The following is a 20,708-nucleotide window of genomic DNA, read 5'->3' as shown; positions in this document are numbered from 1 at the left end:
GGTCAGTGCATCCGGGTCACGTCCGCGGCACCGGGTGGCAGCGGGCTGCGCCGTTGCCACTCCTGCGCCAGCTCGGTGGGGAAGCGGCGTCCGCTCCGGGCCAGCACCACCCCTTCCACCAGCAGGAGTTCGTCCCCGCCGCCGAAGCGCTCCTCCGCCGTGCCGAGCCTCCGCCAGTCACCGGGCCCGCCACGCCCCGCCGAGGACCGCCACCTGGTGGTCCCGTAACTGCTCCGGTCCAGGACGTGGACGATCCCGTCGCTGATCCGCAGGGCCACGTGGACGCGGCTCAGGCCGGCGGTGCGCTCGGGCGGGACCAGCCCGTGCAGTGCGATGCCTCCCGGCCCGGGGGCCCTGCCGACCGGTACCGTCGTGCCGTTCTCCAGCGTGAACCTGGCCTTCAGCTCCCCGTCCAGCAGCAGTTTCAGCTGGACCGTCGCCGTGCGCGGGCCGTCGTCGGAGAGGACTCCGCCGTGCACCTCGCAGGTCGGGGCACCACGGCGCATCCGGGGGAGCAGTGCCGCGGCGCCCCTGGCGGTGTCGTACAGCGTGCAGCGCCGGTCCTCGCACCGCCAGTTGCGGCTCACCACGTCGAAGCGCGGCCGGCGCCGTGAGTCCAGCAGCCCCTGTTTCTTGAGGGCGTCCTCCTCCAGTTTCATGGAGATGGCCAGGGCGTCGGCGACGCCCATGTCGACGGGGGCGAGACGGACGGTGCCGCCCGGACCGGGGAACGGCTCCAGGAAGTCGTCGGTGTTGCCCTGGAGCCAGGGACGTTCACCCCGGGCGCCCCGGAAGCGGTCGCCCGTGATGACCGGGATACCGGTCAGCTCGCAGAGTTCCAGCAGACGGTCGTCGGCGTCGGCGAGCTCCTCGACCAGGCCGCGGCGCACCCAGCTCCCCAGCAGCCGGATGTCCGCCAGGTCGCTGAACTCCCGGCGTCCGCCGTGGCGCAGACTCGTGTCGGCGACCAGGTACAGCTTGACGTCCGGGTCGCGCGCCAGTGCCTTCGCGGCCTCGACGAGCAGCCGCAGCCGGCGCAGGGACCGGGCTCCGGGCTCCCCGAGCCTCCGGTTGCGTACGACGTTGGACAGGTCCACGAGGAAGCATGCCTCGTTGAAGTCCGTGGTCAGGTGGTTGTCCATCGGATCGGCCTCCGCGCCGTAGGACGCTACTCGTCGATCTTCCAGAGGGTCAGCTTCGTCACGAAGTCGGGCAGCTCGTTGGCCAGGTCGCCCTTGACCGAATTCGGAAGGACATCGGTGATCTCCAGCATCGCGAGGTTGCCCTCGGCGGTGACCGTGCAGAGGATCGTCCCCTTGGAGATGATCTCGCCGGCCTTCAGATCCTCCGCGAGGACGCTCGACGGCAGGGTGTCCGTGTCGGCACCGTCGCGGCACTGCTGCGGCTCCTTGCCCGCGCTCCTGCCCATGGGCGTGAGGAACTGCAGGTCGTCGTTGGACCAGTCCTGATACGTCATCTCCAGGTCCTCCTTCTCGCCGATCCTGCCGTTCGGGAACAGCTTCGGTGAGTCCAGGTCCACGTGCGTGCCGGTGCCGTAGGCGGGTGCGCGGATCGTGAGCGGCTTGCCCGCGAAGACCTCGGTGTACGCGACCTCCCCCGCCGGGGCTGCCGATCCCTGCCCCGGCCCTGCGGACCCGCTCTCCTTCGGGGACGCGGAAGCGCTGCCGGTCCCTGAAGTCGGGCGCGGACCCGCGGACGTGTCCGTGCCCTCGTCGTCGGGCCTCGCGACCATCCAGGTCACGACGACGGCGAGGACGACGGCGATCGCCGCTCCGGCCATGAGCAGGGCGGGCGGGACGCGCCGGGCGGGGGCGGCGGGCTGCGTGGGTGCGGGCGGGGCCGTGGTGCGGGGCTGGGACGCGGTGCCCGGCGGAGCCGGCGCCCAGGTGTCCGAGGACGCGGGCGGCACGCCGGGACCGGTGCCGGCACCGGGCGGCACCGTGGCCCCCCAGCCCGGTCCGGTCGCCGTCGTGCCACGGTCCGGGGCCGGCGGAGGCTGCCGGGAGGCCTGCTCCCGGCGGGAGATCTCCGCGGTGAGGGCCGGTGGCAGCCAGCCGTCGAAGTCACGCAGCGACCGGCCCGCCGCGCTCTCGCACAGCTGGGCCAGCTCGGCCGGGGCGATGCGGTCCTGGGGGTCGGCGGTCAGACAGCGTTCCAGGAGCGGACGCAGCGCCTCCGGATAGTCGTCCAACTGCGGCGGCCGATGGGAGGTGTTGGCTATCTGGGCGGCGATGGTGATGGCGCCGCCCGATCCGTACGGATGGTGGCCGGTGGCCGCGAGGGCTGCGATCAGGCCGAGGGAGAAGACGTCCGTCGCCGGGCCGACGGAGTCACCGAGCGCGTGCTCCGGCGACATGAACTGCGGGGTTCCGATGAGACCGCCGCTACGGGTGAGCTGGGTGGCGTCGGCGGCGCGTGCGATGCCGAAGTCGATGACGCACGGGCCCGCCGGGCCGAGAAGGACGTTGCCGGGCTTGAGGTCGCGGTGCACGACACCGGCGGCGTGGATCGCGGCCAGCGCCTGCGCGGTGCAGCTGACGAGCTGGAACACCGCCGGGAGCGGCAGCGGCCCGAACGTCTCCAGGGCGTCCGCGAGCGACACCCCGGGGACGTAGACGGAAGCGAGCCAGGGGAGGGGGCCCGAGGTGTCGTGGTCGACCACGGGCACCAGGTGGTAGCCCTGCACCCGGCGGGCCGCCTGTACCTCCTGCTCGAACCGGCGGCGGAATTCGGGGTCGTCCCCGAACTCCTGCCGGATCAGTTTCAGGGCGACGGCCTGACCGCCGCGGGTGTGCGAGAGGTAGACGGTGCCCATGCCGCCCTCACCGATGCGGGCGAGGAGCCGGTACCCGGCTGTCTCACGCGGATCCTGCGGGCCGATAGGTCTGAAAATGTCGCCGTCGGTGCTGATGGGGGGCCTCCCCTGCTCGTCGGTGCCCAAAAACGCCCGAACGGAGCCTACGACAGCTAATGACCCGTCAAATCACTTCTTTGGGAAGTGAGTTCGGACTATCAGGAACTTTCCGGGACTTCCGTCCCGGAGTGCTGTCCCGGGGGGCGGCCGGCAAGCCGCACCGGGGTGACGCCACTCGCCGGACGGCTCCGATCCGGTCCGGCGCGGCGTGCTCCGGACGGAGGTGCAGCCCTCAGGGCAGCTCCCGGAGGAGATGCGCCGTGAACCAGTCCCGCGCCAGGTCCGCGACCCGGTCCAGGGCTCCCGGCTCCTCGAACAGATGGGTCGCGCCCGGGACGATCTCCAGCCGGTTCTCGCAGTGCAGCGCCGCCTGCGCCTGCCGGTTGAGGTCGATCACCGTCGTGTCGTCGCCGCCCACGATGAGCAGGGTGGGCGCACGCACTCCGGACAGATCGGCCCCGGCCAGGTCGGGGCGTCCGCCGCGGGAGACGACGGCGCCGACGCCCGAGTCCGCCGCTGCGGCGGCCCGCAGCGCCGCCGCCGCACCTGTGCTCGCCCCGAACGAGCCGACCGGGAGGGACACGCGGCGCCTCAGCCAGCCGGTGGTGTCCGCCAGCCGCCCGGCCAGCAGACCGATGTCGAAGACATTGGCGCGGTAGACCTCCTCCCCGGGCGTGAGCAGGTCGAAGAGCAGGGTGCCCAGGCCGGCGCGGTTCAGTGCCGTGGCCACGGAGCGGTTGCGCGGGCTGTGGCGGCTGCTGCCCGAGCCGTGGGCGAACACCACGACCGCCCCGGCGTCCCTGGGAAGCACCAGGTCCCCGGAGAGCGGTACCCCGCCCGCGTCCACCTCGACCTCCTCGGCAGTGGCGACATCCGTGGAAGCCCGTTCGAGCAGGGAGACGACCTCCTCGTCGGAGGTCTGGGAGAAGTCCCGGTACCACTCACCCACGGCGGAGAAGAGACTCGGCGTGGAGAGGCAGACGACCTCGTCGACGTCCTCGCGCAGCCTGGCGGCGACATCCGGCGATGCGACCGGTACGGCCAGTACGACATGGGCGGCGCCCTGTGCACGCACCACCTGGCAGGCAGCCCTCGCCGTGGCTCCGGTGGCGACCCCGTCGTCCACCACGACCACCGCGCGCCCCTTCAGCGCCAGGCGAGGCCGGCCCTCCCGGTACGCGTGCGCCCGCCGGACCAGCTCCTCCTCCTCGGCGCGCTCGACGGAGACCAGGTCCTTCTCCCGGACCCCGGCATGGCGGACGATCTCGTCGCTGATGACCCGTACCCCGCCCTCCCCGATGGCGCCGAATCCCAGTTCCGGGTGGTACGGCACCCCGAGTTTGCGGACGACGATCACATCGAGCGGGGAGCCGAGGGCCTGCGCCACCTCGTACGCCACCGGGACCCCGCCGCGCGGGAGGCCCAGGACGACGGGGTCGCGCCTCTCCAGGTGCCTCAAAGCCACGGCGAGCCGGCGGCCGGCATCCGTGCGGTCGGTGAACAGCACGGTGGTTCACCTCCAACAGAGGGAAGAGCGGAACACACACGCGCACCCCCACCTTCGAAACAATCCCATTTGCGCCGGTTCGGCAAGTCGGGGACGGTCGGTTGCATGGAGCGAATCGGCGCGGTCCTGATCGATATCGACGGCGTACTCACGGTGTCCTGGGAGCCGCTGCCCGGTGCTGTGGAGGCCATGGAGCGGCTGCGCGCCGCGGACATGCCGCTGGCGCTGGTCACCAACACCACGTCGCGGACGCGCGCCGGTATCGCCGGGCGGCTCGCGGATTCGGGCTTTCCCGTCGGCCCCGACGACATCCTCACGGCGCCCGCCGTCACCGCCGCCCACCTGCGCGAGCACCACCCCGAAGCACGCTGCCTGCTGATCAACACCGGTGACGTACGGGACGACCTGTCCGGGGTGACCCTGGTCGAGGAGGAGGACGCCGAAGGGGCCGTGCCCGACGTCGTCGTCCTCGGCGGTGCGGGCGGCGCGTTCACGTACGCCGCGCTCAACCGCGCCTTCCACCTCGTGCAGCAGGGCGCGGCCCTCGTCGCGATGCACCGCAACCTGTACTGGCGCACCGCCGGTGGACTCGACCTCGACACCGGTGCCTTCCTCCTCGGCCTCGAACGCGCGGCTCGCACCGGGGCCGTCGTCACCGGCAAGCCGGCCGGGGCCTTCTTCGCCACGGCCCTGGCCCACCTCGGCGCCGACCCCGGCCGGACGCTGATGGTGGGCGACGACATCGAGACGGACGTGCTGGCCGCCCAGCGCCACGGCATCACCGGCGTGTTGGTCAGGACGGGCAAGTACCGGCCGGAGACCCACGCGGCCGCCGACGGCACCCCGGACCACGTGGTGGACTCGTTCGCGGACGTGCCCGCTCTGCTCGAACGGCTGGGGCGGTGACGCCGGCCGGGCCGAGTCATGGACGCGCGGTCGGGCCGCAGTGCTTACGTGTGCGCTACGCCGCGCTCGCTACGGTGCTCCTGGCTGCGGAAAGGCCCTCCCGAGGGAGGGCCTCACAGTGGTGCGCGCTGAGCGCCCCCGGCAGGACTCGAACCTGCGGCCAAGCGCTTAGAAGAGAGTGCGTCTCTCTCTCGGGTTCAGGGCTCTGAACTGCGAAGTAACGGTTGCTTCGCTGCCTCGGAGGACCTCGTCCCCGTGTATTCACCGGAGGGCCTCGTTCCGATCAGCTTCCCCGGGATGGTGGGACGGCGGTGTTCGTCGCGTGAAGTGTGCGGGCTCCTGGTGGGCAGATGGCGCTGTCGAGCGGCGGCCAGTGACTGCCAGCCGACATGGCTTGCTTGCGCAGGTGAACCACCGTCAGATGTCACGGGCTGAGACCGAGGCCAAAGCTGAGCGTCGGGTCGGTCGTCACCAGGCTGTCGCGCGTTCCACTTCGACGGCCAACTCGCCGCCCATGAGACCCGCATGGGTCATGGCGTCGTACGTCTGGATGCTAGAGATGCGAAGATCCGCCTTTTCCCCTCTGAGCAGCCCTCCCTCTGCGAACATGGCCCTTCAGTTGCGTGTAAGCAGGAGGTACAGACATGGATCCCATCTCAGCCGCACTTCTAGTGGCAATCGCGACAGGAGCGGCCGGTGAGGCGGGCAAGCAGCTTTGGACAGGGCTGACCGGTCTCGTAAGAACCACTGACAGGGCAGGAGAAGCAGCCGTAGCTTCGCCATCCAGCCCCGGACAAGCCGAGCTAGCCCTGCTCAACGAAGCGCCGGGCGACTTGCAGCGGGCTCAAGCTCTCGCCGCGGCGTTGGCCCAGCGCGCTGACGAAGACGGCGCTTTCCGATCAAGATTGCTGCAGTGGCACCAGCAAGCACAAGCCCTGCGTACAGGCGACGGAGAGACCGCCAACACTATCAGCGGCGGAACCCAGAGAGGGCCGGTTCTTCAGGGTCGTGATTTCTCCGGGATCAATTTTAACGGACCCGGCCAGAGCTAACCTGACAATCAAGAGCTATCGCCATGAACTCAGAAGATCGGCGCAGTAACCTCTTCTCCAATGACATCAAAGACGGAATATTCCTGCATGCCGTAATCCAGGGCAGAGACATCACCCTGCAGTTGCCCAGGAACGTTCAGCCAGCTCTATCCGGCCTGCCAGCAAGATCTCCTGGGTTCACAGGTAGGGATCACGATCTCAGTGCAGTCATGCAATTCATGGACCCGGCGAATGAAAGTCAAAATAAAAGTGCGACTATTCTGCTATCCGGATTAGGGGGTGTTGGGAAAACCGAACTCGCCAGCCAAGTAGCGTACACAGTTCGCGGTGCAAACGACTGGTTCCCTGGCGGCGTTATTTTTGTGGATCTTTTCGGATACGATAGGCGGCTATCCCTATCTCCGGAGAGAGCTCTAACCAGCCTCCTTCAAGCAATTGGGGTACCGGAGGAGAGCGTCCCAGAAGACCTGCAAAGCAGAATTCGACTGCATCGATCGATCCTCGCGGCGTACGCCGAGCGTGGAGCTCGAATTCTCCTCATCCTAGACAATGCTTCGTCTGCTGATCAGGTGCGTGATCTGCTCCCAACTGATGGCATTAACTTTGCGCTAGTGACATCTCGTCATACGTTGAGTATCGGCGCCCGACTGTACGAACTCAAAGCGCTCGATCCCGAGGCTTCTATCCGACTGCTTCGAAGCTCAATAGCGGTTTCACGTGGCGAGGAAGATGAGAGAATCGACGAGGATGTCGATAGCTCCCATGCGCTATCACGGCTGTGCGGGAATTTGCCGCTCGCTCTCCAAATATGCGCTGCAATTCTGGCTGACTCGCCTAGGCGTCCGGTTTCTTCGCTTGTGGAATCCTTGAATAAATCCCATAGCCGAATAGACGAACTGCGGCGGGAAGATAAAGCAGTTCGAGCCGTATTCGACTTGTCCTACGAGCTGCTCACTGAGAGTGAAAGGCGAGTTCTCGGCTTCGCCTCCTTCAGCCCTGGTCCTGACATCTCAACAGCGGCTGCGGCCCGCCTGGTAGACGTGCCAGAGGGGGAAGTGGAGCGCACGCTCATAGGACTTAGCCGCGCTCATCTTGTCGAGGAAGGCAACACCTGGGGCCGGTGGCGGCTTCACGACCTTGTGCGACTCTATGCCCTTGAAGCTGTCGCTGACCTTGCAGGGCAGGGGGAAGCTGTCGCTCGTCTCTATGAATTTTATTTGGACCGCTCTCGGGAGGCGGCGCGAATTCTCGGTGTGGAGGAGGCGACAGGTCTTTTCGCTTCCCGTGATTCTGCCCTTGAGTGGTTCGATGCGGAGTACCGCAACCTGATCGAAACGGTATATGTAGCCGCTAACCAACCTGAGTTGCTCGCCTATGCTGCTGAAATCCCACACAGGCTTGCGCGATATCTTGATATCCGATGCCTATACAACGACTGGAAGGAGGTGATGGAGGCATCGCTCAGCACCCTCGAGGACTATGGTCACGAACACTACAAGGCGAATGCTCTTAATAGCCTCGGCATGGTGAGTCGGGAACTGCATCAACTGTCCTCATCAATTGCTTTTCATGAGCAGGCGATAAGTATTGCTCGAAACCTTGATGACGATATAATGTTGGCGAAGTACCTCAATGGTGCGGGTAATGCTTTCTATGATAATCGTGACTTTGAGTCTGCTCTAGATGCACATTCTGAGGCTGCGGAAATATTTGCAAGGAAGTGTGATTACCTAGGTTTCGCACGAGCTACAGATAATTCTGCTAGCGCGCTTCGCATGCTGAAACGCACAGGGGATGCGCTTCCTCTCCATGAGGAAGCTATCCGGATTTTTCGAGAGGCCGGCATCCGTGAGAGCGAGGCTCGAAGTCTCTCGCACATGGGCTGCACGCTATTCGATTTGGGGCGGATTGGCGAATCTGTCATAGCCCATAAAGAGGCGATCGAGATGTTTAGGAGATTGGAACTAAGGGGGCCTCTCGCTAAAGCTCTTGTTAACCTTTCGAATTCTCTTCGGGAGTGCGGTGACATGAATGGTGCGTTGGATTCCATCGATGAGTCACTGAGTGTGCACAGCGCATTGGACGATCAAGTCAGCGTCGCGAGGACGCTAAATCAACGAGGTCTCGTGTACTCGGATCTTGGGGACTTCGACCAAGCTGTCGCTAGTTTCAACGAGTGCCTGGATCTGCTGCATGGGTACGATGACCTGATTGAAGTGGGATACGCTTTCGCTAACCTCGGAAGACTGCATGGAATGAATATGCGTCCAACGGAAGGAATCCATTTCTTCAAGGAGGCGTCTGTTGTTTTCGCTCGATGCAATGCGTCCGATGACCTAGCTACTGTCAGACAGATGATCTGGGCGCTCTCACTCGCAGTTCCTTGAAGCAAATTTTTGCGGCTTTAGGGATGGCCCGTAGTCTCCACTAGCCGATGCCTGGATAGCCGGCAAGGGAAATAATGTCAGCTTCTAGTGACAGTGGGGACACTGCCTACAGCCAGTAGGTGCGAACTGGCAGCGAGAAGTTCTGGATACGGCTCAGCCATCCGAGCTGCCGCCATGGCAGAGGCGATCAAATCATCTGTGGGTCCTTCGCCAGGTTGCTGCTCGGCTGCCTTGACGAGACTCCATGCGGGCCCCTCGATGCCGAAAACCTGCACATCCGTCAGGCCTGAGGCGCCCAGTTCAGTCACCAGTTCTTCGGCGCGGTGGAAGTAGGACAAGGTGAACCCTCGTGCGCCGTCATAAATAGCCGTTTCCAGGATTTTGGTGACGGAGGCGTGAATTTGCTCCGCGTGAAGGTGGGCGTACGTGACGTGCTCAAATAGCGACGCGTAACGGTTGATTGCGGCCGCGGCGACGAGCCCGCCCGGCTTCGCTACACGGCGGGCCTCGGCTAGTGCCCTCTGTCGGTCACCGGGTTCGGGGAGGTGGTATAGGGGTCCGAGAAGCTGCACGACATCGAAACTGTTGTCTTGCTGCTGCAGATCGCGGGCGTCCCCCACCATCGCCTGGCATACGGCCGACGCGCTCTCGACATGGCGGGGCACGGGGTCCACGAGCGTGACGTCGTAGCCGTCCTTCACTAGCCATTCAGCATGGATCCCAGTCCCGCCCCCCACGTCGAGTACGCGTGCCGGCGCGGGAGGCAGGAAGCGCCGGAGCAGCTCCTGCGTCCTGGCCAGCTCCATACGGCCGTCTGCCGAGCTACGCAGACGGCCGTCCTCGTTCGCTGTCTCGCCGTAGAAACGCATCACGGAGGGAGCCAATTCGAGATTCGACATGGTCGCAGTATCCTGTGTACCGGTGGACCAGTCCAGCGCGCGGAGTAGGGGAAGCCATGGCCGTTCTGAAGTACGAAGAGATCGCTGAGTCACTGCGCGCTCGCATTGCCGCAGGTGAGTTCGCTCCTGGCGCCACAATCCCGTCCGGTCGAGACCTGGCTGAACAGTGGGACGTGTCACGGGCCACTGCCATCAAGGCAGTGGACGTGCTGCGTAACGACGGTGTTGTTGTAGCCAAGCAGGGCACCGGGTTTGTCGTCACGGAAACACCCGTGGCGCGGCCTGCAGGCGCCCGCCGCGCCGGGGCGGCTCGCATCTTGGGCGGGATGCCGTTCCTACGCGTCGGTTCGCCCGACTGGGCCGAGCCTCCTGCCCGCGTCGCCGTTGCGCTCGGGATCTCTCCCGGAGTGCTGGCGCTGCGGCGCATCCGTGTCCTGCAGCTCCCGGACGGAACCCCGAACAGCTGTGTCGAGGCATGGTTCCCTCCAGAGGTTGGGGAGGCGGCACCACGCCTAGCCGAATCGGCGCCCATTGCTGAGGGGACGACGCGCTACGTTCGTCGACAGACCGGCCGGTTCCCGGTCGAAGGGGTCGACATCACTACGGTCCGCCTCGCCACGGACGAGGAGGCAGAGCGCTTGGGGGTGGCTCCGTCAACCCCGGTCGCCGTGCTTCTGCATACCGCGCACGACGAGCTAGGCCGCCCATTGGTCTGCGAGGAAGGCGTGACTCCTTCCTCGCGATTCGAGCAGGTGGACACCTATGCGATGTAGGTAGGCCGTCATTCGAATAGGGCTGGACTGGTCCGCCGGTCCAGCTCTTTTTGATGTCCCGTCAGGGGCGTTGAGCTGCACATTCCTCCAGCACTGCCTTCCAACTCGCGATTCAGAGCTTGACTGGACCGGTCCACCGGTCCAGTCTCTTGGTGTGGCCATCGGCCGGTCCGGAACCTTCGGAACGGGCCGAGTACGTCATGCCTTCAACTCCACAGCGTGATCCACCGCAGCACGGCGGCCGTGACCGTTCCAGCCGAGGCGAGTGGAGACCAGCCGACCGAGAAACGGCCCCCTTCACACCGGGGCCCACACCCCCTGACCGGGGAACGCCATCGGCTCTAAGAACCGCACGTCACACCTTCGAGACTGCGACGACTTCCGGGATTTCGGATCTCCCCGGAACGAGCAGCGCCGTGCGACATCAGGAGAACCGAAGCACCAGCGCTCACGGTGCCCGGCATTCCGGCCTGCCTCTTCGGCGGGCCGCGGTGTCGGGTTGCCGCGGTCGCTCGTAGCCCACGAACGACCCCAGACGGCACGAGGCCCCGGTGCGGACACACCGGGGCCTCACTTCGGGCCGTCCCACCACGCGAGGAGAAAACGACCCATGAAGAACATCGTTGCTGGTCGCGAGCCTGTTACCGCGACCGAGTTCATTGAGCTGGCTCTGGGGATCGACCTGGAGCTGTTCACCGGTTCGGCCACGGAGTCCCCGCTGGAGCGGGCGGCGCGGCTGGACGTCGCCCACGAGGTCCTCGCGGACTTGCGGGAGAGCGACCCGGAGACCGCGGCTTACGCCGCGTCCCTGCTGCGGACGCTGCCCCTGACGACGCAGACGAACGGCCGGCGCCCGCGGCGTACGGTCCGCCGCCAGACTGCAGGTGGCTTCGCCGCCGGTTCGGCGGTGGCGGCATGAGCGAGCACACCGCGCAGGTCTCTTTCCGTGGTGGCCGGCGGTGCCTGTACGTGGTGCTGATGGGTGTTCCGGTCTCGCAGTGGCCCGAGCACTACTTCGACCGCCCCGTCCTGGTGCCCACGGTGGACGAGCGTTCACGGGCCCTGACCGCGCTCGGTTTCGTGTTCATGGACGGGGCGGAGTGGGAGTGGACGGAGTACAGCGAGACGCCGGATGACGACACCTCTACGGTGCGTCTGCTGGCCTCGGTTCAGGTGCGTTCACTGGACGGGGGTGCGCCGTGAACAGTGTTCAGATCCGTTCAGCGGAGAAGGCGCTGTCGGTCGGTACGTGGCTGATCGTGGCCGGGGCGATGCTGTTCTCCATCCTCACGGTGACGCCGCTCATGGAGCGGCACACACCGGAGGGATGGAAGTGGACCGCGCCGATTCTGCCCCTGGTGGTGGACGCCGCGGTCGTGATCGTTGTCCGCCTCGATGCCGTCCTGGCCCGCCTCGGTGGGCACGGTGGGAGGTGGCCTGTGATCCTGCGGTGGATGACCGGCTGCATGACCCTGGCCCTGAACGTCGCCGACTCCGCGTTGAAGAAGGAGCTGGTCGGGGTGGCCGTGCACGCGGTCGCCCCGCTCCTCCTCATCGTCACCGCGGAAACCGGGCTCGCCTACCGGCACGCCATCACCGCCGCCCAAGTCGCCCAGGAAGCACGACAGAAAGCCGAGCAGGCTGAGCGCGAGCAGGCCGCCACCGAGCGCCGTGAGGCGGCTGAGCGGCGGGCCCGTGAGGAGCGCGAGCACGCCGCCCAGTTGGTGCGGGAGCAGCGTGAGCACGAAGCGCTCCTGGCCCGTGAACAGACAGCGCGGGAAGAGTCTGCGCGGCGTGAGGAGCGGGAGCGAGCCGAGGTCCGGGAGCGTGCCGAGCGGGAGGCCCGTGAACGCCGTGAACGCGAGCGTGAACAGCAGCAGGTAGAGCGTGAACGCCTCGAACGAGAGGCCTCCCAACGCCGTGCTGCTGAGCGTCGTGAGCGCGAGGAGCGTGCACGCCGTGAACAGACCGAGCAGCAGGAGCGGGCCGAGCGTGATCGGGCCGCGCTCCTGGCCGCCGGCCCCGCTACGGAGAAGCAGCCCGAAGAGCTGGCTCGGGCAACCGCCCGCGCCGCGTTCGAGGCCGAACTGTCGGTGCGGGCCGCGGCCGAGTTGACCGGCTGGTCGATCGGTTGGATCTCCAGCCGCTACCAGGAACTGCGCGACGACTTGGCAACCCGGACGCTTGAGGGCGTGCACCAGTGAGCGGCGTGCCGGTCTACCGGTGGCGCCTCGCACCGCCCGGCTACGCAACCGTCCGGCAGCTCCGTGCCCTGGGGCTGCGGCCGGGCGGGCAGGACGTCGCCGCCGTGCTCGAGCGCCCGCGGAAGCGGCGGGGCCCGCTGGTCGCCTACCTCTACCGCGTCGACTGGGCCAAGCCCGTCCGGCCGATGACACCGGCCAAGAGGGCGGCACTCGCCAAGGCGAACGCCGCTCAGCAGGTCTGCCCGAACTGCCGCAGCGACGCCGGGTATCGCATCCCAACTTCGCTTGGTATGTGCGTGCCCTGCTTTGACTCCTCTACCTGACCTCACGACCCAGCCCCGGCATTTCGCCGTGAGGGCGCCGGATCGAATCCGGCCCGGGGCACTCCGGACTCACCGGAAACCCAACCCGAAAAAGGACACCCCATGAACACGATCACTGCGGCCGACGACGAGCAGACCACCACCCGGATTCCGCTCGACGAGGTCTGACCCCTACCGCCCCGGATCACGGCGCGAGGCTGCCGGATCGGCTCCGGCCCGGGGCACGGCACACCACGCAGAAGCGGGGGGTGCGTCACGTTCTTCTCGCTCGAACCCATCTCGCACGACTCGCTGCGTGGTGGCCCGGACTCTTGCTTGGACGGCCGGGTCCGGGCCACCGCCCTCCTCCACAAAGGAGTGCACCCAGCATGACCGACACCACCATCACTCCGGTAGTGGCCCCTGAGGCCCTACCGGACACCCCGCCCCCGGCACCCGAGCCCAAGCCCGCACCGACTGCGGCTGAGGTGGATCACACCCCGGGCGGCTGGCCGGTCGTCCCGCTCGCGGTGACCGGCACCAACGCCACCACCTCCCTCCTCGCAGCCGCCGCACTGCTCGGAGGCCCCGCAGCCCTGGCCGTCGCCGCCACCGGCGCCGTCGTGCTCGGCACGGCCGCAGCGACCCGCAAGCACCGCGACAAGAAGAAGCCCCACAAGGCAGGCAACAACCGTCCCTCGCGCTCCGGCTCCGGTACGGGATCGGCTGGCCGGGTCTCCGGCCGCAGCGGATCCGGTCGGGTGCCGAGCCAGGCCCGTAACGGGAACGCCGGCACCAGTAAGAGCGCAGGTCTCAGCCGAGGGAAGTCGGCCCGCGGCGCCGCCGGTTCGCTGCTCAGCTCCGGCAAGTCGAGCCGCCCGAAGAGCAGCCCGAACACCCCCCGTAAGACGTCGGCCACGCACGCTTCCGCCGGGGCTGCCTCGGGGAAGTCGGCGGGCCGTGTGGGGCAGGTCAAGGCGCTGCGGGAGTCGGCACGCACGTCGCCTTCGTCCCGGTCGGGCCGCCGGTCCGAGACCACCGGGGCGCGTCGCTCTCTGGCGGATGCCCGCCGGGGTGCGAAGACGGCGGCCTGGTCGGCGTCCATGTCCCGTAAGGGGCCGATCGGCCGGTCGGTGAGCACGGCCGCGGGCCGGGTCGGTGCGGCCAAGGGCAGGGCGATCGACCGCAACCGGAAGGCCCGCGACCAGCGGGCCGCCGGGCAGGTCGCCGCACGGCGCGACGACGTGCGTAAGGCGCCGGCCAGGAAGAAGGCCCGCAAGGCGCTGTGGCGGTCCGCCGCCCGGTTCCAGGGACGGCGTCTGCTCGCCGCCCTGCTCGCCGGAGCCCTCGGGCTCATCGGGATGGTCTCCACCCCGCTGGGTCGGAGGCTCGGCTGGGCCTGGCTCCAGTACCCCGGGCGCCGCCTCTACTCCCGGATGACCCGCACCGCCGAGGAGCAGCGCGAGGAGCGGGACGACGCGATAGTCGCCGCCCTGCAGGAGGACGAAGCCGCCGCCGACCAGGAAGCGGCAGACAGCAACGAGCAGATCAGCGACACGGCGGAGCGCCCTGAGGGGCTGACGCCGGCAGCACTCACTACCACCCCGGACGAGGGAGAGAACGTGTCTGGTTTCCGGTTCGAGGAGTACGCGGCGGAGATGGAGTCCGCGGCTGGTCAGTACGACCCCGAGAGCGCCATGGAGATCCTGGCCATGGTCGAGGGGCTCCCGGCCGCGCTCACGAGCGTGGCGAACGTGATGCGGGTCCTGGCCGAGCGGGCCGACTCGGAGTTCCCGCTGGAGAAGGACGTGGCGGACGGCTTCAACGACATCTTCGGCGCCGTCATGAGCGCCGTGGCGGTCGCCGAGGACATGGGCCCGCTGTTCCGCCAGTCCCACGAACAGGACATCGCCCGCCACGAGGACCCGCGCAACGGGCCCGAGGCCGAGAAGGGATGGAACGTCTGACATGACCATTAACACTGCCTCTTCGGGGCCGGTGTGGGACTGGGCTGCCGGTCACGGACCCGTGACCGGCGCCCTGTCCGCCACCACCGGATGCCTCGCCGTCGCCACCACCGGCGCCGCCACGTCCATGCCCGCAGGCTGGGTCCTCGCTGTTGGCACGGCCGGGGCGATCGGCCACACCATCAGCAGCCTGCGCGAACGCCTCTCCGCCCGCACCATCGCCATGCGCTCCGCCTCCTGGCTCATCGGCGCCGGATGGACCACCTGGGCCATGACAAGCGGTCCCCTCACCTGGGCCGCCCTCGGATCCCTCGCCACCATCGGCGTCGGCATCGGAGCCGCCGCCCGCTCCACCCTCCTCTACGAAGAGGCGCGGGAGCTGGAGGCTATCGCCGCCGATGAACGCCAGGTCAGCCGCGAGCTGTCGGCCGAGCGTCGGGCGATTGCCGCGGAGTGGGTGGACCGGGTCCAGCGGGTCTGCAACCTCACGCTGCGGATCCTCGCGGTGGAGATCTGGCCTACTGGGACCGGGTTCACCATCGACGCCGAACTCCCCGCCGGCGGCACCACCTACGACCGCATCGCCCAGCACTCCGCAGCACTCTCCGCCGACGCCCGCCTGCCGCACGGCTGCACCGCCGTCGCCTCCCAGGGCGTGCACCAGGGCCGGGTGCTCATCGACGTGACCACGGTCAACGTGCTCTCCGAGAAGCGCGACTACCCCGCGGACTACAGCCCGTTGTCGATCTACACAGGGATCCCGTGGGGTTACCGCACCAACGCCGAGGAGATCTGTGTGTTCCTGCGCGAGCAGTGCGCGCTGGTCGTCGGTCCCACCGGGTCCGGGAAGACGAACATGGTCCACGTCATCCTGGCCGGGTTCGCCCGCGCCACCGACGTGCTCACCTGGGTGATCGACCTGAACGCCGGATCCGCCGGCCTCCCCTGGGTCCGCGCAGCCTTCGACGCCAACGGGGCCCCAGTCGAGGGAGTGCGGCCGGGCATCGACTGGCTCGCCTCGACGCACGAAGAGGCCGCGCGGATGCTCGATGCCGCTCTGGCGATCGGTATGCGCCGCAAGGTCGCCTACCAGGACCTGATGGCTGAGCGGAACACCGACCAGCTCCCCATCAGCGCGAAGATTCCCCAGATCATGCTGGTCGTGGATGAGGGTGCGGAGATTTTGACCAGCACCGACCGGTTCATGAAGGATCTCGCGAAGAAGATCCTCGAAGTGATCCGCATGCTCCGCGCCATGGGCGTGCGCACCGTGCTCACTGCGCTCGGTGCCACCGGGTCCGTGCTCGGGAATCTGATGATCCGCCGCGAGGCCAAGGCCCGGGTCTGCCTCACCGGCGGGGAAGTCGAAGGGATGGACCTGAGCAAGGTCTTCCCCGGAGCCCGCGGGCTCCGCGTGGACCAGGCCCCGTACAAGGGGGCCGGGTTCATGGGGACGCCGGAGTCGGCGGCGGCGCTGTTCAAGAACTGGCGGATTTTGCCCAACCAGATTCGCGAGATCGTCATGGCCACCTCCGAGATGCACCCCACCCTCGACGTCATCTCCGCCAAGGCCGGAGGCGACGCCTACGCGAACCGGTGGGCGCCTGAACGGACCGCGTGGATGCGGGACACCGCCAACGCACCGGCTACAGACACCGGCCAGGCCGGACAGTCCGTCGCGAGTGAGGGGCTGAACCTGTCCGCGCTCCGCAGCGAGCAGGCGGCGCCGGTGACGGATGAGGACGCGGCCGTGCGCGCGTTCATGGAGCAGATCGACGCCCAGTTCGCCACCGCCCCCGAGCCCGGGAACGTGCCGGAGCCCCCGGCCGCGGCCCCCGGGCTGAACCTGTCCGCGCTCCGTGACGGCGACGACGAGGGCGGCCCCTCCTGGGTGGCTGACGCGGTTGCCGCGATTAAGGCGGCCGGGCCGGTGGGCATGAAGCCGTCCGCTGTCGCTGATCTCGTCCGCCGCAGCCGCCAGGCGGTGCGGGCCGCACTGAAAGCGGCGGCCGAGCGAGGCGAACTGGTCTACCGGGACAACGGTCCGCACTCGGTCTACGTCCACCCCGACCACGCCTGAGAGGCTCACAGAGCGCTACTGGCTACTGGTTACTGACAACTTGCCACTAGCCACTAGAACGCCCTCCTACTGGCAACCAGAGGCTTCAACAGGGCCTTTTCCACTTGCCAGTAACCAGTAGCCACTAACCACTGCGACCACGCACCGTCACAACGCGACCGGGCGGCACTCACCACCACGGGTGCCGCCCGGCCGTGTTGAAGGGAGCCCTTTGTGTACCCGGAGACCGCGTACGAGATCACCACCCTCACCCCCCAGCAGCCGACCGCACACCCCGCGATGCTGCCCCAAGAGATCCCCCCGGGAGTCCAGATGGTCACCCTCCCCGGCGGCATCCGCACCCTCGCCTACACCCCGACCCAGGCCCCGCCGGCGCCGCCGGTCCCGGTCGCGCAGTCGATCCCGGCGTGGGCCAAGACCACCGCCCTGCTCACGCCGACGGTCGGCGGGGGCGTCGCAGCCGCCGGTATCGGTATCTCCTATGCAGCTCCGGGACTGATCGCCATGAGTGAAGCCCTCTGGGCTGCCGTCGCCCTTATCGCCGCCGCAGCCGTAGGCGTGCCGGTCCTGCTGCGGCTCGGCCGGGGTGCGGCCGGCACCGGGCGGGGCACGACGCACATCACGCAGAACATCACGGCGTCCGGGATGTTCGGCAAGGCCAACGGCACCATCAACCACCACTAACCCGGGGGCTGGCCGTGCCGCTCCTGGACTGGCGGGACGCCCGCCATTTCGACGCCTCCCGGGACCTGCCGTGCCTGCTCTGCGGCAAACCCACCCCCATGCGCAGCCACGACCGCGAACCGGTCCACAAGGTGTGCGCCGAGGACTGGTGCGACCAACACCCCACGTCCAACCGCTTCCACAACTGACCCGAGAGCAGGAACCCATGCCCAACCTGAAGCCCTACGCGGACCAGGTGTCCGACGCCATCGCCCGGCTCAACGGCATGCGCACCCTGCGCTGCCCGGCCCCCGGCTGCACCGTTCGGATCCGCTACCGCGCCGTCACCCCAGACGAGGCCGGCCGACTGGCCGCGCTCGCCCACGACCACACCCGCCACGGCAACCGGAAGTAGCTGTGCCGAGGGCGGCCCCCTCTCACGCCAATGAAGTCGGGGCCGCCCTCGTCCAGCCATCGTCATCAGAGAACTGGAGACATCCAGCATGACCCATGAAGTACGTTCCGCGTTGCTGTCCGCAGCGCTCGATGCCGCAGCCCGCGGCTGGACAGTCTTCCCGTTACGGCCCGGCGGCAAGCCGCCCGCCCTGCACGGTGAAGCCCTCTGCCCCCGCACCGGCGACTGCACCACCGGCCACCGCAAGTGGGAGCAGCGCGCCACCACTGACCCCGACCGCATCCACCGCGCGTGGTCGGCCGGTCGGTTCAACGTGGGGATCGCGACCGGCCCGTCGGGGCTGGTCGTCGTCGATCTCGACATGCCCAAGCAGAAGAGCAGCACGGGCACGCCTGGCGGCGTGACGACCTTTGGGGCGCTCTGCGAGCGCGCCGGGCAGGCAGTCCCGACCACCTACCGGACCCGGACCGCGAGCAGTGGAGAGCACCTGTACTTCACCGCCTCGGACAGCATTCGGCTCGGCAACACCGCCGGGTTCCTCGCTCCCTCGATCGACACCCGGGCGTGGGGCGGGTACGTCGTCGCCCCCGGCAGCACCGTCAACGGTCGTGCGTACGAGGTGATCGACCCCGCGCCGGTGGCTGCGATGCCTGGGTGGCTGTTGGACGCTCTCAAGCCCGTGGAGCGCCCCACCGGGCCCCTGGGGCTGTCCGTGCCGAGGAGGGGCAACCGGGCTGCTGAGACAGCGCTGGAGCGGGAGACCGCCCTCGTTGCAGGCACCGCTGAGGGCGGTCGTGAGGCGCAGCTCTTCGAGAGCGCCCGGAAGGTGGCCCGCTTCGTCGGTTGGGGCGACCTCGCCCGGGACGAGGTGGAAGAGGCATTTCAGAGGGCGGGTGAGGCGGCGGGGCTCCCGGCTTCCCAGTGCCGCTCGACTCTGCGCAGCGTTCTGAACTGGTCCCTGCGCACCTGCCGGCCCCGGGAGACGACATGAGCCCCCGGCCGAACCCCCTTCTGAAATGCCTGCCGTCCACCCCCACCGGCCCCCACCTCGCCAAACTGGCCCCGGCCGACACCGGCGGTGGTGCGGCGAAGGGCGTCGCCGAAGGCGTCCCCCCTGCTGTTCATCCTGACCAGCAGGCCGGAGACGGCCGCTTCGCCATCGCCTGGCTGACCATCAGCGCACCCCGCGGCGCGGTCCCGACCGCCACGAGCGTCTGCGCATGCGGCCGCAACCGGTTCGCCGCCGGTCACCGCAAAGCCCTCGCCTTGATCGAAGACCACACCTGCCACCGCGACCACTGCCCACTCCGCACCCACCAGGAAGGCGCCGCCGTATGAACACGACACCCAGCACACCGCCTCTCGACGGCGCCACCGTGCTCAACGAAGTGGAGACCTTCCACCGCCGGTTCAACGTCTTCCCCACCGAGGCCGCCTACGTCGCCGTCACCCTGTGGGACGCTCACGCGCACCTGGTGGAGTGCTTCGAGACCACACCCCGGATCGCGTTCCTCTCCCCGGAGCCGGGGTCGGGGAAGTCCCGGGCACTGGAAATCGCGGAACTCCTCACCCCTCGCCCGGTCAGTACGGTCTCGGCATCCGCGAACGCCCTGTACCGGCTGGTCGACTCCGCCGCCGGGCTGCCCACGGTGCTCTTCGATGAGGTGGACACCATCTTCGGCCCGAAGGCCGGCGCGGACGAGGCACTGCGCGGCTTCCTTAACGCCGGGTACCGGCGCATCGGCGGTGCCCTGCGGTGCGTAGGAGAGGGCTCCAACCAGAACGCGCAGGTCTTCGGCTCGTACTGCGCGGTCGCCATGGCCGGGCTCGGCTCGCTGCCGGACACGGTGCTGACCCGCTCGGTCATCGTCCGCATGCGCAAGCGCGCCCCGAACGAGCGAGTGGAGCCCTACCGGCAACGAATTCACGAGAAGCAGGGCCACGAACTGCGTGACCAGCTCGCGGCGTGGGCCGACACCGTCCGCGACCAGGTCGCTGAAGCCTGGCCCGAGATGCCCGACGGAGTCACCGACCGGCCGGCCGACGTATGGGAGCCCCTCCTCGCCGTCGCCGACGCCGCCGGGGGCGACTGGCCCGCCCGGGCCCGTACCGCCTGCCTGGAGCTGATCAGCGCCGCCCACGACAACGACGAAGCCTCCCTCGGCGTACGGCTGCTGACAGACCTCCGCGACCGGGTGTTCTGCGGCGCGGACCGCGTCCCCACCGCCGTCATCCTCGAAGGGCTCCTCGCCATGGACGACGCCCCGTGGGGAGACATGGACGACAAGCCGATCAACTCCCGCACCCTCGCCCGGTTGCTCGCCCAGTACGTCACCCCCGCCAACAAGCCCATCAAACCGCGGGGAATCCGCACCCCCGCGGGCTTCCCGAAGGGCTACTACGCGGAAGACCTCACGGACGCCTGGACGCGGTACTGCCCTCTCCCTCCTGAGGAATCCGCCACGTCCGCCACATCCGCCACACCGCAGGTCAGCGGGGGTGAATCCGTGGCGGATAGCGACACAGCCATCCGCCACATGTCTGCAGAAACCGCCACACCGCTTTTCCCGGTCGCGGGCTGAACCCCAGCGCCACCAGGTGCCGCCACACCACGGGTG

Annotated in this window: 19 protein-coding genes; 15 read left to right on the top strand and 4 right to left on the bottom strand. The window is 68.3% G+C overall.

The features are described from left to right. Positions 1-2: 2 nt before the first annotated feature. The 3 genes from ACFWFI_RS24840 to ACFWFI_RS24830 form a co-directional block, all read right to left on the bottom strand. Positions 3-1,142, bottom strand: a complete 1,140-nt coding sequence (locus ACFWFI_RS24840; protein ID WP_387394151.1) for an FHA domain-containing protein — start codon at positions 1,140-1,142, stop codon at positions 3-5. 26 nt (positions 1,143-1,168) lie between these two features. Continuing rightward, positions 1,169-2,836, bottom strand: coding sequence for a protein kinase domain-containing protein (locus ACFWFI_RS24835; protein WP_387394149.1), 1,668 nt, complete (start codon positions 2,834-2,836; stop codon positions 1,169-1,171). 331 nt (positions 2,837-3,167) lie between these two features. Then, positions 3,168-4,442 (bottom strand): phosphoribosyltransferase family protein, encoded by a 1,275-nt coding sequence (locus tag ACFWFI_RS24830; RefSeq protein WP_387394147.1) that lies wholly within the window; start codon positions 4,440-4,442, stop codon positions 3,168-3,170. 105 nt (positions 4,443-4,547) lie between these two features. Between ACFWFI_RS24830 and ACFWFI_RS24825 the strand changes: the two genes are divergently transcribed. Beyond that, positions 4,548-5,348 (top strand): HAD-IIA family hydrolase, encoded by an 801-nt coding sequence (locus ACFWFI_RS24825; RefSeq protein WP_387394145.1) that lies wholly within the window; start codon positions 4,548-4,550, stop codon positions 5,346-5,348. Positions 5,349-6,423: 1,075 nt separating this feature from the next. After that, positions 6,424-8,787: an ATP-binding protein gene (locus ACFWFI_RS24820; RefSeq protein ID WP_387394143.1), complete on the top strand. Its 2,364-nt coding sequence runs from the start codon at positions 6,424-6,426 to the stop codon at positions 8,785-8,787. A 77-nt stretch (positions 8,788-8,864) separates the two neighbouring features. Here the strand turns inward: ACFWFI_RS24820 and ACFWFI_RS24815 are convergent, their stop codons facing one another. Next, complete coding sequence (locus tag ACFWFI_RS24815; RefSeq protein ID WP_387394141.1) at positions 8,865-9,686, bottom strand: class I SAM-dependent methyltransferase; 822 nt, start codon at positions 9,684-9,686, stop codon at positions 8,865-8,867. A gap of 56 nt (positions 9,687-9,742) precedes the next feature. Here ACFWFI_RS24815 and ACFWFI_RS24810 point away from each other — a divergent pair, with 56 nt between their 5' ends. From ACFWFI_RS24810 to ACFWFI_RS24750, 13 genes are all read left to right on the top strand, one after another. Beyond that, positions 9,743-10,459 carry a GntR family transcriptional regulator gene (locus tag ACFWFI_RS24810; RefSeq protein ID WP_387394139.1) on the top strand — a complete coding sequence of 239 codons (717 nt, stop codon included), beginning with the start codon at positions 9,743-9,745 and terminating at the stop codon, positions 10,457-10,459. Between the two features lie 610 nt (positions 10,460-11,069). Beyond that, a complete protein-coding gene (locus tag ACFWFI_RS24805; protein ID WP_387394137.1) occupies positions 11,070-11,378 on the top strand; it encodes a hypothetical protein in 309 nt (102 codons plus the stop codon). Next, complete coding sequence (locus tag ACFWFI_RS24800) at positions 11,375-11,662, top strand: DUF6303 family protein (protein WP_387394135.1); 288 nt, start codon at positions 11,375-11,377, stop codon at positions 11,660-11,662. Before ACFWFI_RS24805 ends, ACFWFI_RS24800 begins: the two co-directional genes overlap by 4 nt. Further along, complete coding sequence (locus tag ACFWFI_RS24795) at positions 11,659-12,663, top strand: DUF2637 domain-containing protein (protein WP_387394133.1); 1,005 nt, start codon at positions 11,659-11,661, stop codon at positions 12,661-12,663. The genes ACFWFI_RS24800 and ACFWFI_RS24795 overlap by 4 nt, the downstream gene beginning before the upstream one ends. Further along, positions 12,660-12,986, top strand: coding sequence for an RRQRL motif-containing zinc-binding protein (locus ACFWFI_RS24790; RefSeq protein WP_387394131.1), 327 nt, complete (start codon positions 12,660-12,662; stop codon positions 12,984-12,986). The genes ACFWFI_RS24795 and ACFWFI_RS24790 overlap by 4 nt, the downstream gene beginning before the upstream one ends. 368 nt (positions 12,987-13,354) lie before the next feature. Further along, positions 13,355-14,932, top strand: a complete 1,578-nt coding sequence (locus tag ACFWFI_RS24785; RefSeq protein WP_387394129.1) for a hypothetical protein — start codon at positions 13,355-13,357, stop codon at positions 14,930-14,932. A 1-nt stretch (position 14,933) separates the two neighbouring features. Then, positions 14,934-17,012: a P-loop NTPase family protein gene (locus ACFWFI_RS24780; protein ID WP_387394128.1), complete on the top strand. Its 2,079-nt coding sequence runs from the start codon at positions 14,934-14,936 to the stop codon at positions 17,010-17,012. 213 nt (positions 17,013-17,225) lie between these two features. Next, positions 17,226-17,696: a hypothetical protein gene (locus tag ACFWFI_RS24775; RefSeq protein ID WP_387394126.1), complete on the top strand. Its 471-nt coding sequence runs from the start codon at positions 17,226-17,228 to the stop codon at positions 17,694-17,696. A 14-nt stretch (positions 17,697-17,710) separates the two neighbouring features. Next, positions 17,711-17,884 (top strand): hypothetical protein, encoded by a 174-nt coding sequence (locus ACFWFI_RS24770; protein ID WP_387394124.1) that lies wholly within the window; start codon positions 17,711-17,713, stop codon positions 17,882-17,884. Positions 17,885-17,901: 17 nt separating this feature from the next. Then, on the top strand, positions 17,902-18,090 hold the full coding sequence (locus tag ACFWFI_RS24765) for a hypothetical protein (RefSeq protein ID WP_387394122.1): 189 nt from the start codon (positions 17,902-17,904) through the stop codon (positions 18,088-18,090). A gap of 88 nt (positions 18,091-18,178) precedes the next feature. Further along, positions 18,179-19,081 (top strand): bifunctional DNA primase/polymerase, encoded by a 903-nt coding sequence (locus ACFWFI_RS24760; RefSeq protein WP_387394120.1) that lies wholly within the window; start codon positions 18,179-18,181, stop codon positions 19,079-19,081. Next, positions 19,078-19,428 (top strand): hypothetical protein, encoded by a 351-nt coding sequence (locus ACFWFI_RS24755; RefSeq protein WP_387394118.1) that lies wholly within the window; start codon positions 19,078-19,080, stop codon positions 19,426-19,428. The genes ACFWFI_RS24760 and ACFWFI_RS24755 overlap by 4 nt, the downstream gene beginning before the upstream one ends. Then, positions 19,425-20,672: a DUF3631 domain-containing protein gene (locus ACFWFI_RS24750; protein WP_387394117.1), complete on the top strand. Its 1,248-nt coding sequence runs from the start codon at positions 19,425-19,427 to the stop codon at positions 20,670-20,672. Before ACFWFI_RS24755 ends, ACFWFI_RS24750 begins: the two co-directional genes overlap by 4 nt. The last annotated feature ends 36 nt before the right edge of the window (positions 20,673-20,708 follow it).

The sequence above is a fragment of the Streptomyces sp. NPDC060209 genome, assembly GCF_042728155.1.
Classification (GTDB): Bacteria; Actinomycetota; Actinomycetes; order Streptomycetales; family Streptomycetaceae; genus Streptomyces.
The sequence above is the reverse complement of the archived record's forward strand: the minus strand, read 5'-3'. Positions and strand labels throughout refer to the sequence as shown.

Coding starts and splice junctions, on each gene's coding strand:
- ACFWFI_RS24840 (WP_387394151.1), bottom strand. CDS start 1,142: ATGGACAACCACCTGACCACGGACTTCAACGAGGCATGCTTCCTCGTG.
- ACFWFI_RS24835 (WP_387394149.1), bottom strand. CDS start 2,836: ATGGGCACCGTCTACCTCTCGCACACCCGCGGCGGTCAGGCCGTCGCC.
- ACFWFI_RS24825 (WP_387394145.1), top strand. CDS start 4,548: ATGGAGCGAATCGGCGCGGTCCTGATCGATATCGACGGCGTACTCACG.
- ACFWFI_RS24820 (WP_387394143.1), top strand. CDS start 6,424: ATGAACTCAGAAGATCGGCGCAGTAACCTCTTCTCCAATGACATCAAA.
- ACFWFI_RS24815 (WP_387394141.1), bottom strand. CDS start 9,686: ATGTCGAATCTCGAATTGGCTCCCTCCGTGATGCGTTTCTACGGCGAG.
- ACFWFI_RS24810 (WP_387394139.1), top strand. CDS start 9,743: ATGGCCGTTCTGAAGTACGAAGAGATCGCTGAGTCACTGCGCGCTCGC.
- ACFWFI_RS24805 (WP_387394137.1), top strand. CDS start 11,070: ATGAAGAACATCGTTGCTGGTCGCGAGCCTGTTACCGCGACCGAGTTC.
- ACFWFI_RS24800 (WP_387394135.1), top strand. CDS start 11,375: ATGAGCGAGCACACCGCGCAGGTCTCTTTCCGTGGTGGCCGGCGGTGC.
- ACFWFI_RS24785 (WP_387394129.1), top strand. CDS start 13,355: ATGACCGACACCACCATCACTCCGGTAGTGGCCCCTGAGGCCCTACCG.
- ACFWFI_RS24780 (WP_387394128.1), top strand. CDS start 14,934: ATGACCATTAACACTGCCTCTTCGGGGCCGGTGTGGGACTGGGCTGCC.
- ACFWFI_RS24765 (WP_387394122.1), top strand. CDS start 17,902: ATGCCCAACCTGAAGCCCTACGCGGACCAGGTGTCCGACGCCATCGCC.
- ACFWFI_RS24760 (WP_387394120.1), top strand. CDS start 18,179: ATGACCCATGAAGTACGTTCCGCGTTGCTGTCCGCAGCGCTCGATGCC.
- ACFWFI_RS24755 (WP_387394118.1), top strand. CDS start 19,078: ATGAGCCCCCGGCCGAACCCCCTTCTGAAATGCCTGCCGTCCACCCCC.
- ACFWFI_RS24750 (WP_387394117.1), top strand. CDS start 19,425: ATGAACACGACACCCAGCACACCGCCTCTCGACGGCGCCACCGTGCTC.